General features: G+C 66.5%; 13 protein-coding genes. 9 read left to right on the plus strand and 4 right to left on the minus strand.

Annotated elements, in window-relative coordinates; all coding sequences use genetic code 11:
* The first annotated feature begins 21 nt into the window (after positions 1 to 21).
* From AC1DX2_RS05265 to AC1DX2_RS05290, 6 genes are all read left to right on the plus strand, one after another.
* Positions 22 to 777 (plus strand): SDR family oxidoreductase, encoded by a 756-nt coding sequence (locus AC1DX2_RS05265; protein WP_477195229.1) that lies wholly within the window; start codon positions 22 to 24, stop codon positions 775 to 777.
* A gap of 34 nt (positions 778 to 811) precedes the next feature.
* Complete coding sequence (locus tag AC1DX2_RS05270; protein WP_477195230.1) at positions 812 to 1567, plus strand: SDR family oxidoreductase; 756 nt, start codon at positions 812 to 814, stop codon at positions 1565 to 1567.
* Between the two features lie 241 nt (positions 1568 to 1808).
* The gene (locus AC1DX2_RS05275) at positions 1809 to 2882 is read left to right on the plus strand and encodes an ABC transporter ATP-binding protein (RefSeq protein ID WP_477195231.1); all 1074 of its coding nucleotides are present in this window, start codon (positions 1809 to 1811) and stop codon (positions 2880 to 2882) included.
* 76 nt (positions 2883 to 2958) lie between these two features.
* On the plus strand, positions 2959 to 4290 hold the full coding sequence (locus tag AC1DX2_RS05280; protein ID WP_477195232.1) for an ABC transporter substrate-binding protein: 1332 nt from the start codon (positions 2959 to 2961) through the stop codon (positions 4288 to 4290).
* Between the two features lie 60 nt (positions 4291 to 4350).
* Positions 4351 to 5250: a carbohydrate ABC transporter permease gene (locus AC1DX2_RS05285; protein WP_477195233.1), complete on the plus strand. Its 900-nt coding sequence runs from the start codon at positions 4351 to 4353 to the stop codon at positions 5248 to 5250.
* A 130-nt stretch (positions 5251 to 5380) separates the two neighbouring features.
* Positions 5381 to 6223 carry a carbohydrate ABC transporter permease gene (locus AC1DX2_RS05290; RefSeq protein ID WP_477195764.1) on the plus strand — a complete coding sequence of 281 codons (843 nt, stop codon included), beginning with the start codon at positions 5381 to 5383 and terminating at the stop codon, positions 6221 to 6223.
* Positions 6224 to 6240: 17 nt separating this feature from the next.
* On the opposite strand, the gene AC1DX2_RS05295 is transcribed toward AC1DX2_RS05290, so the two are convergent.
* The 3 genes from AC1DX2_RS05295 to AC1DX2_RS05305 all read right to left on the minus strand — a co-directional run bounded on the left by AC1DX2_RS05295 (position 6241) and on the right by AC1DX2_RS05305 (position 8455).
* Positions 6241 to 7461 carry a YybH family protein gene (locus AC1DX2_RS05295; protein ID WP_477195234.1) on the minus strand — a complete coding sequence of 407 codons (1221 nt, stop codon included), beginning with the start codon at positions 7459 to 7461 and terminating at the stop codon, positions 6241 to 6243.
* A gap of 128 nt (positions 7462 to 7589) precedes the next feature.
* Positions 7590 to 7967, minus strand: coding sequence for a nuclear transport factor 2 family protein (locus tag AC1DX2_RS05300; RefSeq protein WP_477195235.1), 378 nt, complete (start codon positions 7965 to 7967; stop codon positions 7590 to 7592).
* On the minus strand, positions 7964 to 8455 hold the full coding sequence (locus AC1DX2_RS05305) for a thioesterase family protein (protein WP_477195236.1): 492 nt from the start codon (positions 8453 to 8455) through the stop codon (positions 7964 to 7966). Before AC1DX2_RS05305 ends, AC1DX2_RS05300 begins: the two co-directional genes overlap by 4 nt.
* Positions 8456 to 8615: 160 nt before the next feature.
* Here AC1DX2_RS05305 and AC1DX2_RS05310 point away from each other — a divergent pair, with 160 nt between their 5' ends.
* The 3 genes from AC1DX2_RS05310 to AC1DX2_RS05320 are packed head-to-tail and all read left to right on the plus strand — an operon-like array spanning position 8616 to position 11421.
* A complete protein-coding gene (locus AC1DX2_RS05310; RefSeq protein WP_477195237.1) occupies positions 8616 to 9659 on the plus strand; it encodes a WD40/YVTN/BNR-like repeat-containing protein in 1044 nt (347 codons plus the stop codon).
* A gap of 5 nt (positions 9660 to 9664) precedes the next feature.
* Positions 9665 to 10903 (plus strand): MBL fold metallo-hydrolase, encoded by a 1239-nt coding sequence (locus tag AC1DX2_RS05315; RefSeq protein WP_477195238.1) that lies wholly within the window; start codon positions 9665 to 9667, stop codon positions 10901 to 10903.
* 14 nt (positions 10904 to 10917) lie between these two features.
* A complete protein-coding gene (locus AC1DX2_RS05320) occupies positions 10918 to 11421 on the plus strand; it encodes a cupin domain-containing protein (RefSeq protein ID WP_477195239.1) in 504 nt (167 codons plus the stop codon).
* 42 nt (positions 11422 to 11463) lie between these two features.
* On the opposite strand, the gene AC1DX2_RS05325 is transcribed toward AC1DX2_RS05320, so the two are convergent.
* Positions 11464 to 12303, minus strand: a complete 840-nt coding sequence (locus AC1DX2_RS05325; RefSeq protein WP_477195240.1) for a fumarylacetoacetate hydrolase family protein — start codon at positions 12301 to 12303, stop codon at positions 11464 to 11466.
* Between the last annotated feature and the right edge of the window lie 118 nt (positions 12304 to 12421).

The raw sequence follows: 12421 nt of genomic DNA on the forward strand, positions 1-12421 counted from the left end.
ACTGAGCAAGGACTGTAGAGCATGACCTCCCCGAAGATCGCCCTCGTCACCGGCGCTGGCAGCGGCATAGGCCAGGGCTGCGCCCACGCACTGCTGCGCGATGGCTGGCACGTGGTGTTCACCGGCAGGCGCATCGATGCATTGCAAGCGGCTATCGCCGCCAGCGGCGAACACGCCGGCCGTGGCCACGCGGTGGCTTGCGACGTCGGCAACGAGGCCTCGGTGAAAGCGCTGTTTGACGAAGTGCGCCAGCGCCATGGCCGCCTGGACCTGCTGTTCAACAACGCCGGCATCTCGCTGCCACCCAAGACGCCCGATGAGTTTGACGGCGAGGCCTGGCGCCGCGCGGTGGACACCAACCTGAACGGCGCCTTCTACTGCCTGGCCGGCGCCTTCAAACTGATGCGCGAGCAAAGCCCCCAAGGTGGACGCATCATCAACAACGGCTCCATCTCGGCGCACGCGCCGCGCCCCGGCTCGATTGCCTACACCGCCACCAAGCACGCCGTCACCGGCCTGACCAAGACCGCCGCGCTGGACGGCCGGCCGTTCGACATTGCGGTGGGCCAGATCGACATCGGCAACGTCGCCAGCGACATGACCGAGAAGATGGTCAAGGGCGTGCCGCAGGCCGACGGCAGCATCAAGCCCGAGCCGCGCATGGACCTGGCCGCCGTCACCGACACCTTCATGGCCATGGCGCGCCTGCCGTTGAGCGCCAACGTGCTGTTCATGACGGTGATGGCGACCAAGATGCCCTTCGTCGGGCGCGGTTGAGCCGTTTTTTTTCATACTTCCAGGGAGCCAAGCCATGTCCGCACGCCTTGCCGGCAAGACCGCCTTCGTCACCGCTGCCGGCCAGGGCATTGGCCGCGCCGTCGCCCTCGCCTTCGTGCGCGAAGGCGCCACGGTGACCGCCACCGACGTCAATGCACAGACGCTGGCCGCGCTGAAGGAAGAATGCGGCTGCACCACGCAACTGCTGGACGTCACCAACGCTGCCGCCGTGCAAGCCGCCGCGCAGGCTGCGGGCAAGGTCAATGTGCTGTTCAATGGCGCCGGCTTCGTACACGCCGGCACGGTGCTGGATTGCACCGAGGAGGAATGGGAATTCGCCTTCAGCCTGAACGTGCGATCGCAGTTCCGCACCATCAAGGCGTTTCTGCCTGGCATGCTGGCCAGCGGGGGCGGCTCCATCATCAACGTGGCGTCGGTCGCCGGAAGCATCAAGGGCGCGCCGAATCGCTTCGTCTACGGCACCACCAAGGCGGCCGTCATTGGCCTGACCAAGGCAGTGGCGGCCGATTTCATCACCAAGGGCATACGTTGCAACGCCATCTGCCCCGGCACGGTGGAATCGCCCTCGCTGCGTGACCGCATCGCCGCCCTGGCCAAGAGCACTGGACAGACACTGGCGCAGGCCGAAGCCAGCTTCATTTCCCGCCAACCCATGGGTCGCCTGGGTACGGTGGATGAGATCGCCGCGCTGGCGGTGTACCTGGCCAGCGACGAGTCCAGCTTCACCACCGGCACGGCGCAGGTGATTGATGGCGGATGGTCGAACTAGCTTCCAAGCTTCGCCGCACTGGCCCGACGTGCGGCGCCAGCTGAAACGCAAGGGCTTCGACAGCTCAGCCAGAACGGGATTGGCTGAGTTCGGAAGCGCGGATAGTGTTTTCCCTAATCACCGGGTTACCGCCTAGTACCGACCCGATGGTAGCGGTTACAGTGGCGCGGACAGCCATGAGGCTGCCTTGTGTTTTGCGGGTCCAACTTCGTGTTTTGAGTAGGAAGCGGTAGAGCAACAAATGGCAAGCGTCACGATATCCGCCGTCAGCAAGCGCTTCGGCGATGTGCCCATCCTGCATGGGGTGGACATCGACATTGCCGACGGCTCCTTCACCGTGCTGGTGGGGCCTTCGGGTTGTGGCAAGTCCACGCTCTTGCGCATGATCGCCGGGCTGGAAGAGATCAACGGCGGCGAGATCCGCATCGGCGAACGCCTGGTCAACAACCTGCAGCCCAAGGAACGCGACATCGCGATGGTGTTCCAGAACTACGCGCTGTACCCGCACATGACCGTGCGGCAAAACATGGCCTTCTCGCTGATGCTGGCCAAGGCGGACAAGCCCACGATCGAGAGCAAGGTGGCGCGCGCCGCCGACATCCTGGCCTTGGGCGCCCTGCTCGACCGCTACCCGCGCCAGCTCTCAGGCGGCCAGCGCCAGCGCGTGGCCATGGGCCGCGCCATCGTGCGCGACCCGCAGGTGTTCCTGTTCGACGAGCCGCTGTCCAACCTGGATGCCAAGCTGCGCGTGGCCATGCGCAGCGAGATCAAGGAGCTGCACCAGCGGCTCAAGACCACCAGCATCTACGTCACCCACGACCAGATCGAAGCCATGACCATGGGCGACAAGATCGTGGTGATGCGCGACGGCCGCATCGAGCAGACCGGCAGCCCGCTGGAGCTGTATGACCACCCGGCCAACCAGTTCGTCGCCGGCTTCATTGGCTCTCCGGCGATGAACTTCCTGCCCGGCACGCTCAAGCGCACGGCCGATGGTGCACAGGTTGAATTGAAAGACGGCACGCTGCTGGCAGCGCCGCGCAACGCCGGTGGCCAGGACGGCCAGCCTGTCGTCTATGGCACCCGGCCCGAGCACCTGACGCTGGCCGACAGCGGCGGCATTCCGGCCGACGTGGTGGTGCTGGAGCCCACCGGCATGGACACCTTCGTGGCTTGCCGTCACCACGGCGTGGATTTGTCTGCCGTGTTTCGCGAGCGCCACAGCTTCGCGCCAGGCAGCACCATACGGCTGCAGCCCGATCTGCAGCGCGCCCATTTGTTCGATGCCGGCAGCGGCCAGCTTTTAGCAGCCTGAATTTTGTCTTCCCTTGGTCAGTCCGCGTTCGTTTGCTTAGCCAGTTGATCTACCAATTACACAGAGGAGATACGCCATGAGTGACTTCAATCGCCGCAAGTTCCTGGAAACATCGGCCGGCGCTGCCGCGGCCGCCACCACGCTCGGTGTGGGTGGCTCGCTGCTGGCGCTGCCCGCCTCGGCACAAACCATTGCCTTCAAACCCGAGAAGGGCGCCAAGCTGCGCGTGCTGCGCTGGAGCCGTTTCGTGCAAGGCGACATCGACGCCTACATGGTCAACGTGAAGAAGTTCACCGAGAAGACCGGCATCGAGGTGCGGGTGGACAACGAAGGCTGGGAAGACGTGCGTCCCAAGGCCGCCGTGGCCGCCAACACCGGTGCCGGGCCGGACATCATCCTGTCCACCAACGACGACGCCAACCTCTACCCCGAAAAACTGCTGGACGTGACCGATCTGGCCGAGTACCTGGGCAAGAAGTACGGCGGCTGGTACCCGTCGGTGGAAGCTTACTTGCGCCCGGACGGCAAGAAGTGGCTGGGCCTGGGCCTGGGCGCCGCCGGCTCCTATATGGTGTACCGGCAAAGCCAGGTCAAGGCCGCCGGCTTTGACGCCTTCCCCAAGGACACGGCCGGCTTCCTGGCGCTGTGCCGGGCGCTGAAGGAGAAGAACACGCCGGTGGGCTTCGCGCTGGGCAACGCCACCGGTGACGGCCTGTGGTGCAACTGGCTGGTCTGGTCCCACGGCGGCATGCTGGTGGACAAGAACAACAAAGTGGTGATCGACAGCCCCGAGACGCAAAAGGCGCTGGAGTATGGCAAGGAGCTGTACGCCACCTTCATCCCCGGCACGCTGTCGTGGCTGGACCCGAACAACAACAAGGCCTTCCTGGACGGCCAGATCAGCGTCACCAACAACGGCATCTCGATCTACTACGCCGCCAAGAACTCGCCCGACCAGAAGCTGAAGGACATCGCTGCCGACATCCAGCATGCGTCCTTCCCGGTGGGGCCGGTGGGCACGGCCACCGAATCGCACCTGTTCTTCAACCAGATGATCATGAAGTACACCAAGTACCCGCAAGCGGCGAAAGAGTTCCTGCGCTTCATGATGGAGCAGGAGCAGTTTGACCCCTGGCTGACCGGTGCCGGCGGCTACATCGCCCAGCCGCTGCGGGCCTATGAGAAGACCGCCGTGTGGACGGCCGACCCCAAGAACACGCCTTACCGCGACGCCGTGAAGAACATGCGGCCGGCCGGCTACGCTGGCAAGCTGGGCTATGCGTCGGCTGGCGCCGGGGCGGACTTCATCGTCGTCAACATGGTGGCCGAGGCCATCAGCGGCTCCAAGACCCCCAAGGAAGCGATGGAGCGGGCCCAAAAGCGCGCCGAGCGCTACTACAAGGTCTGACGCCAGACCTGAGACCCTGCCCGACAACCCCGCACCGAGCGAAAGCCAAAGCCTCCACCCATGCTGCAACGGTTACTCAACAGCCGCAACGCGCTGGGCTGGGCTTTCATGCTGCCCGCCTCGGTGCTGTTGCTGCTGTTCCTCACGTACCCGCTGGGCCTGGGCACCTGGCTGGGCTTCACCGACGCCAAGATAGGCCGCGTCGGCCAGTGGGTAGGGCTGGACAACTTCCAGTTCCTGGTAGGCGACAGCGTGACGCGGTTGGCCTTGTTCAACACGCTGTTCTACACCACGGTGGCCAGCATCATCAAGTTCGTGCTGGGGCTGTGGCTGGCCATCATCCTGAACAAGAACATGCCGTTCAAGAGCTTCTTCCGTGCGGTGGTGCTGCTGCCCTTCATCGTGCCCACGGCGCTGTCGGCCATCGCCTTCTGGTGGATTTTTGATTCGCAGTTCTCCATCATCAGTTGGGGCTTGGTGAAGCTGGGCTGGATAGACAAGTACATCGACTTCCTGGGCGACCCGTGGAACGCCCGCATCTCCACCATCGCCGCCAATGTGTGGCGCGGCGTGCCGTTTGTGGCCATTTCGCTGTTGGCGGGGCTGCAGACCATCTCGCCCTCCTATTACGAGGCCAGCGCCATTGACGGTGCCACGCCCTGGCAGCAGTTCCGCCATGTGACGCTGCCGTTGCTGACGCCCATCATCGCGGTGGTGATGACGTTCTCGGTGCTGTTCACCTTCACCGACTTCCAGTTGATCTATGTGCTGACGCGCGGTGGCCCGCTGAACGCCACCCACCTGATGGCCACCTTGAGCTTCCAGCGCGCCATCTCGGGCGGGGCCCTCGGTGAAGGCGCGGCGCTGGCCACGCTGATGGTGCCCTTCCTGCTGGCGGCGGTGCTGTTCAGCTACTTCGGCCTGCAACGCCGCGCCTGGCAGCAAGGCGGAGACAAGTGAACCCATGAGCACCCCACCCACCTCCGCTTCCGCAGCCAGCCCGAACGCCGTTCGCAGCGCCAGCCTGGACGACGAGGCAGCAGGCGCCAACACACCCGCCGCCAGCGGCAAATCCAGCGACAGCCAGGGCATGGACTACCTGCAGTCGCTGCCGCGCCGTTGGGTCACGGTGTACATCCCGCTGGGCATTTTTGTCTTCGTGCTGCTGTTCCCGTTCTACTGGATGGCCATCACCTCAGTGAAACCCAACGAGGAACTGCTGGCCCGCACTGGCAACCCGTTCTGGGTCATCACGCCCACGCTAGCGCACTTCCACAAGCTGCTGTTCGAGACCGAATACCCCGGCTGGGTATGGAACACCATCGTGGTGTCAGTGGTCTCCACCTTCGTGTCGCTGGTGGTGTCGGTGCTGGCGGCCTATGCGATAGAGCGGCTGCGCTTTGCCGGTGCCAAGGCGGCCGGTGGCGCCATCTTCCTGGCCTACCTGGTGCCGCCCTCCATCCTGTTCATTCCGTTGTCGGCCATCATCTTCCAGTTGGGCCTGTTTGACACCCGCTGGGCGCTGATCTTGTCCTACCCCACCTTCCTGGTGCCCTTCATCACCTGGCTGCTGATGAGCTACTTCCGCTCCATCCCCTTCGAGCTGGAAGAGTGCGCGCTGATCGACGGTGCCAGCCGCCTGCAGATCCTGGTGCGCATCATCCTGCCGCTGGCCGTGCCGGGGCTGATCTCGGCCGGCATCTTCGCCTTCACACTGAGCTGGAACGAGTTCATCTACGCGCTGACCTTCGTCTCCTCAAGCGAGGTGAAAACCGTGCCGGTGGGCGTGGTCACCGAGCTGGTGGAAGGCGACGTGTACCACTGGGGCTCGCTGATGGCGGGCGCGCTGCTGGGCTCGCTGCCGGTGGCGTTTGTGTACTCGTTCTTCGTCGAGTACTACGTATCCGGCATGACCGGGTCAGTGAAGGAATAGCCCCACGGTCGCTCACTTCAGCGCAGGCTGTCGGGCACGGCGAACAAGCTGGCCTCCACCTGGTTCAGCCGCAGGTCGCGGAAGCGAAACACCCAATCACCCTTGGCGTCGGTGGCCGTGACCTGCACCGGCAGCAGCACGCCGTCAAAGCGTTGCCACTGCTGGAAGCGGATGGTGACCGTGTCGCCTGCGGCGCCAGCCGGGTTGGGCATGCGCAGGCCGGCCAGCAGGTGCGTTGTGGGGTCAAAATACATCTCGCTGGCGGCGCCCTTGTCATCGGTGGCGCGCAGCACCCAATGCGGCGCACCGGCAAAAGCCTGGGGTTGCGGCAGCAACTCAGATTTCGTGGCGTGGCGCAACGGCTCCAGCGCGATCATTTGGAAGTCATGGCCGCGAATGGCAGCGGCGCTGGCGGCGTCCAGCGCGGTTGCGCGCCCACTGCCCTCGTCCCGCGACCAGGCCCGCGCGCCGTTGATGAAGGCCGTGAAGGGCGCTCGCTGCGCCCCCGTTTGGCGGAACATGAACCAGGAACCCGCGCGCCGCTCGGAGCGCAGTTCAGTCTGGTAAGCGCCGCCGCTGGGCGAGGTGCAGTCCGCAATGGTCGAGATGCCATGGATGCGCGCCAGCGCCGCCACGTCCCCCATCGCCGCCTGGGCCGCGGCCACCACGGCCAGCGCGCTGGCTGGCGCCCCGGCCTGGCTTGCGAGGCCAGCCGCCGCACCGGCGCCCACCGGCGGTGGCCTGAAGTTGGACACATTGCCCACCCGCCACCAGCTGCCCTGCCGCTTCTCGTACAACTCTATCCAGGCGGACTCGAAGGCCACCGGCTCCCTGGCGTCACTGCCGGTGCCGCGCTCGCCACGGCCGCGCACCTGCGCCACCACCCAGCCCAGGCTGCCATCCGCCGCCACCTGGGCAACAGGCGGCACCGTGTCCAGGTATTCGGCAAAGCGGGTGCTGGCGAAGTAGGCCGCGAAGCGGTCACGGCGGGCCTGCCAGCCCGGGTTGGACACTTCGCCCCGGTTGGCCAGCAGGTAGTCAGGCGCCTCGGCGCGGAACAGCAGGTCCACATCGCTGCTGCGGTGGGCTGCCATCACCTGCTCATGCAGTTGCAGCAGTTGCGCGCGCTCAGCCGCCAGGTCGATCGGCGGAGCTGGCGTGCTCGGCGGGGATGTTGCACAAGCCGCCAGCCCCATGCAAACCAACAGCGTTGCAGCTGCCAGACCAACAACACGCATGCTTGCCTCCAACCAGGTTCAGCCCGCGACGGGCGGGTGACTGCAAGCCATTGTGCGGCGGGCAGCGGCTGCTGCGGGGGCCATTCAAACCCGCAAAGCCGCCGCCTGTCGCAAGGCGCGGCAATCGGTCAGGTGATCTTGGTGGCCTGCGACCATACGGCCTGCCAACGGCCGTCCAGCAGTTCATACGAATCCGTGTGCCAGCAGGCAAACGGCTCGCCCAAACCCTGCGCCGACGAGAACGCCAGCATGGCCTGGTAGCGCACCAGCGCCATCTGCGGGCTGATGCGCACGGCGATCTCGCCCAACTGCCACAGGCCATAGGCCATCACGCCGTCCGCCACCAGCCCCAGGTAGCGCTCACGCGTGAAGGTGCGTCCCGAAGGGGTGACCAGCAGGTAATCCGGCGCATGCAGTTCATAGGCCAGGGGCATGTCGCGCTCCACCAGGGCACGGGTGCGGGCGCGTTCCAGCTCGCGGAAGAAGTCGGCGTCCACAAGGGTCATGACATGGTCTCCAGTGTCTGGTCCCAGGCGGCCAAGTGCGGGGGTTTCACCGCCGGGTGGGCGCCAATGGCATCGATGGGTTTGACCGTCACCGGCCCTTTCTTGAACTTCATCTTCACCAGCACCTCGCCATGCGGCTTGCCAGCCACCAAAAATCGGTGGGAGAAGTACGCGCACTTGCTGTCGGCGTAGAGAATTTCGGTTTCCACCCGCACGCGGCTGAACATCACAACAGGCCGCGTGAACTTGACCAACTGCGATGCGTTGACGAAGGCCACCCCGGCGCGCAGCAGCGGGCCCATCAAGCGCGTGGTGATCAAAAAATCAAGCTGCGCCGCTTCGGCCAGCTGCAGGTATTTGTCGCTCTTGAGCACCCGCAGCCCGCAGTCGAACGGGGTGGCCCAGAAGTGGCAGGCCACCCGGGAGCGGGCGTCCCCCGTCGCGCGCTTCAGCAGGGCCTGGAGGATGGTGAGCAGGTTTCTGATCAAGCCCGCATGTTAATCAACCGACCGGCGTGGCCCGCCACAGCGCTGTCGCTGGAGGGACTCGCCAGCGCGGCCACTTCACATGCTAACGTCATTGCAGATGGGAATGGGTGATGTACCATGCGCCGACATTCCCCACCGGCCCTGTACCAGCCCACCTGCCATGCACCGCTTCACGCCCTCCTTGCTGCTGTCTACGTGTCTTGTTGTCGCCGCCGGCCAGGCACAGGCGCAAATCGTGCAAACCGAGCAGACCAGCGGCACCCAGGTGCGTCTGGTGGCCGTGAAACCGGTCAACGAGCGGGTGGTGTGGGCCAGCGGCGCCCAGGGCACCTGGGTGCGCACCCTTGACGGTGGCGCCACCTGGCAGACCGGCCAGGTGCCGGGCGCGGAGAAGCTGGATTTCCGCGACGTGCATGCCGTCAGCGACCAGCAGGCCTGGTTGCTCAGCATCGGGCCGGGTGAGCAGTCCCGCATCTACATGACGCGTGATGGCGGCGCCAGCTGGCAGCAGCAGTATGTGAACGACCAGGCCAAGGCCTTTCTGGACTGCATCGACTTCTGGGACGAACGCCAGGCGGTGGTGATCGGCGACTCGGTGGACGGCAAGCTGGACCTGCTGCGCACCGAAGACGGCGGGGCGCACTGGGCGCGGCTGCCGGCTGCCGCCTTGCCGGCTGCGCCCAACGGCGAAGGCAGCTTCGCCGCCAGCGGCACCTGCCTGATCACCCGCCCCGGTGGCCTGGGCTGGGCGGTGGTCAGCAGCCCCGGCCAGGCCCGCCTGCTGCGCACTGCGGACCATGGCCGCAGTTGGACGGCAAACGCCCTGCCCATCACCGCACGCACCGAGTCCGGTCCGCAGACGGTGGCCTTTCGCGACGACCGCCATGGCATGGTGCTGGCTGGTGGCCGCACGCTGACTGAGGGCGACGTGGCCGCTGCCGCCACCGAGGACGGTGGCCAGACCTGGACACCGCGCACCGGCCCCGCCCAGGTGCAGGGTGTGTGGGGCGCGGTGTACGTGCCCGGCGCCGCCACGCCCACGCTGGTGGCGGTGGGCATCAGCGGGGCGCAGTACACGCGTGACGAAGGCCGCAGCTGGACGGTGCTCAATGGCGCCAACTACTGGTCGGTGGCGTTCGCCTCGGCCAAGGCCGGCTGGGCGGTGGGTGCGGGTGGGCGCATCACCCGGCTTGCAGGGTTTTGAACCCCATGACCGCCGCCACACCACCACGCAAACACGCCAGACGCCGCCTGCTGGCCTGGTCCGGCCTGGGTGGCGCGGTGCTGCTGGCGGGCGCGGTACTGATCAGCGGCTGCGCGGCCTTCGGCGGCGCACCCGAAGGTGAACGGCTGGCGCGGGTGCAAAAGTCACCCCAGTGGCACGACGGCGAGTTCCACAACCCGCAGCCCATGTGGGTGGACCTGCGCACCGCCTACTACAAGCTGCTGTTCGGCCCGGCCGGCGCGGCACCGAGTGACGCCCACCCGGTGCCCGTGGTGCGTACCGATCCCGCCAGCCTGGCCACCGCGCCGGCCTCGGGCCTGCGCGTGACCTGGTTTGGCCATTCGGCCACGCTGGTGGAGATCGACGGCAGCCGGGTGCTGGTGGACCCGTTCTGGGGCGAGCGCGCGTCGCCGTTCAGCTGGCTGGGCCCCAAGCGCTGGTTCGCGCCGCCGATTGCACTGAACGCGCTGCCGACTATCGACGTGGTGGTGATCTCGCACGACCACTACGACCACCTGGATCAGCACAGCATCATCATGCTGGCCGCCAGAGGCAAAACGCGCTTCGTGGTACCCCTGGGCCTGGGCGCGCACCTGGTGCGCTGGGGCGTGGCGGAGGACCGCATCACCGAGCTGGACTGGTGGCAGAGCACGCAGGTGGGCACGCTGCAGGTGGTGGCCACGCCAGCGCGCCACGCCACCGGCCGCACCGGCACCAAGAGCAACAAGGTGCTGTGGGCCGGCTACGCGCTGGTCGGGGCCAAGCACCGGGTCTGGTACTCCGGCGACACGGGTTTTCACGACGGCTTGAAGCAGATCGGCGAGCGCCTGGGGCCGTTCGACTTGACACTGATCGAGTCTGGCCAGTACGACAGCAACTGGCCCGACATCCACCTGGGCCCCGAGCTGGCGGTGCAGGCCCACCACCTGGTGCGCGGCAGCGCCATGATCCCGGTGCACTGGGGTTTGATCAACCTGGCCCCGCATGGCTGGACCGAGCCGGCCGAGCGCGTGCGGGCCGCTGCGCTGTGCAGCGGCGCGAAGCTGCTGTTGCCACGCCCCGGCCAGAGCATGGAGCCGGGCCTGACCCCTGCCACAACGCCCGACACCCCACCCTGGTGGCCGGCCACGCCCTGGCTGACCGCCAGCCAACGCCCCATTGTGGCCACCCAGGCGGGCGTGGCCACAGAGCGCGTCACCATGCCGGCCTGCCCACCCACCTGACACCTGCAACACCCATGACCGACGCCGCCACCCTGCTTGCCGCCAAGCTGATACGCAACTTCAACGAGGTGCCGCTCACGCAGTTGCTGCGCGCGCCACTGTACGACGCCCACAGCGCGCGGCTGGCCAAGGGCACGGCCGCCAGCAAGCTGGGCGCTTCCATCGACATCGTGGCGCCAGGCAAACGCAGCTGCCCCTACCACCTGCACCATGCGCAGGAGGAGATGTTCGTCATCCTGGAAGGCCACGGCACGCTGCGCGTGGCCGGCGAGATGCTGCCGCTGAAGGCGGGCGACGTGGTGTTCATCCCCCCTGGGCCGGAATACCCGCACCAGATCTTGAACACCTCGGATGCGCCGCTGAAATACCTGTCCATCAGCACCCGGGAAACGCCGGAGATCTGCGAATACCCGGATTCCGGCAAATTCCTCGCCGAAGGCAGCCTGGACCGGCCCACCCCGTTCGATGTGATAGACCGCAAGGGCGCCGGCCTGGACTACTGGGACGGCGAGCCCTGACAGCGCGCCGACCGGCCCAGATCCCTGCAGCCGGCCGCCGGCTCAGACCACCGTCTGCTTCTGCTTGCCCAGCACGCCACCGTCCAGCGCCATCACATCGCCGCGCTTCAGGTACTGCGGCGTCGGCTTCACGCCCATGCCCACACCCTCGGGCGTGCCGGTGGTGATCAGGTCGCCGGGCATCAGCGTCATGTACTGGCTCATGTAGGCCACGATCTCGGCGATGCTGAAGATCATGTCCGAGGTGCTGCTGCTCTGGCGCGTCTGGCCGTTCAGCGTCAGCGACAGCGCGATGCCCTGCGGGTCCGGCAGTTCGTCGCTGGTCACGAGATACGGCCCGATGGGGCCGTAGCCGTCAAAGCTCTTGCCCTTGACCCACTGACCGTTGCGCTTCAATTGCCAGTCGCGCTCGGAGATGTCGTTGCACAGGCAGTAGCCGGCCACATGCTTCAGCGCGTCCCCCACGCTGACGTGGCTGGCGCGTGTGCCGATGACGAAGGCCAGTTCCACCTCCCAGTCGCTGGCCAGCGAATCCTTGGCCAACGGCACGTCGTCGTTGGGTCCGGCGATGGTGCCCAGCGCCTTGTTGAACACCACCGGCTCCTTCGGAATCTCCATGCCGGATTCCTGCGCATGCTTGCGGTAGTTCAGCCCCACGGCAAGGAACTGGCGCACGCTGGCCAGCGGCGCGCCCAGGCGCGTGCCCTCGGGCACCAACGGCATGCGGTGCAGGTCGATGGCCGCCAGCGCCTGCAGCTTAGGCGGCGCCAGCCACTCGGGCGTGAAGTCGGGCACCAGCAGCGACAGGTCGCGGGCGCGGCCCTGCGAATCCAGCGCACCGGGTTTCTCGGCGCCCAAGGGGCCATGACGTAGCAATTTCATGCGTCTCTCTCACTTTCTGGCTGTTCTGCGTGGTTGGAAAAGGCCATGCCGGCCCCAGACAGAGGATAGCCGGGAAGCCGCGCCGGCGTCAAAACAAGTGGATGCGCGCTGATGGACA

This window comes from Hylemonella sp. P2_B10 (assembly GCF_056404875.1).

Bases quoted from the DNA above. Each gene is read 5' to 3' on its own strand.
- AC1DX2_RS05265 (WP_477195229.1), top strand. From the start codon at position 22: ATGACCTCCCCGAAGATCGCCCTCGTCACCGGCGCTGGCAGCGGCATA.
- AC1DX2_RS05270 (WP_477195230.1), top strand. From the start codon at position 812: ATGTCCGCACGCCTTGCCGGCAAGACCGCCTTCGTCACCGCTGCCGGC.
- AC1DX2_RS05275 (WP_477195231.1), top strand. From the start codon at position 1,809: ATGGCAAGCGTCACGATATCCGCCGTCAGCAAGCGCTTCGGCGATGTG.
- AC1DX2_RS05280 (WP_477195232.1), top strand. From the start codon at position 2,959: ATGAGTGACTTCAATCGCCGCAAGTTCCTGGAAACATCGGCCGGCGCT.
- AC1DX2_RS05285 (WP_477195233.1), top strand. From the start codon at position 4,351: ATGCTGCAACGGTTACTCAACAGCCGCAACGCGCTGGGCTGGGCTTTC.
- AC1DX2_RS05290 (WP_477195764.1), top strand. From the start codon at position 5,381: ATGGACTACCTGCAGTCGCTGCCGCGCCGTTGGGTCACGGTGTACATC.
- AC1DX2_RS05295 (WP_477195234.1), bottom strand. From the start codon at position 7,461: ATGCGTGTTGTTGGTCTGGCAGCTGCAACGCTGTTGGTTTGCATGGGG.
- AC1DX2_RS05300 (WP_477195235.1), bottom strand. From the start codon at position 7,967: ATGACCCTTGTGGACGCCGACTTCTTCCGCGAGCTGGAACGCGCCCGC.
- AC1DX2_RS05310 (WP_477195237.1), top strand. From the start codon at position 8,616: ATGCACCGCTTCACGCCCTCCTTGCTGCTGTCTACGTGTCTTGTTGTC.
- AC1DX2_RS05315 (WP_477195238.1), top strand. From the start codon at position 9,665: ATGACCGCCGCCACACCACCACGCAAACACGCCAGACGCCGCCTGCTG.
- AC1DX2_RS05320 (WP_477195239.1), top strand. From the start codon at position 10,918: ATGACCGACGCCGCCACCCTGCTTGCCGCCAAGCTGATACGCAACTTC.
- AC1DX2_RS05325 (WP_477195240.1), bottom strand. From the start codon at position 12,303: ATGAAATTGCTACGTCATGGCCCCTTGGGCGCCGAGAAACCCGGTGCG.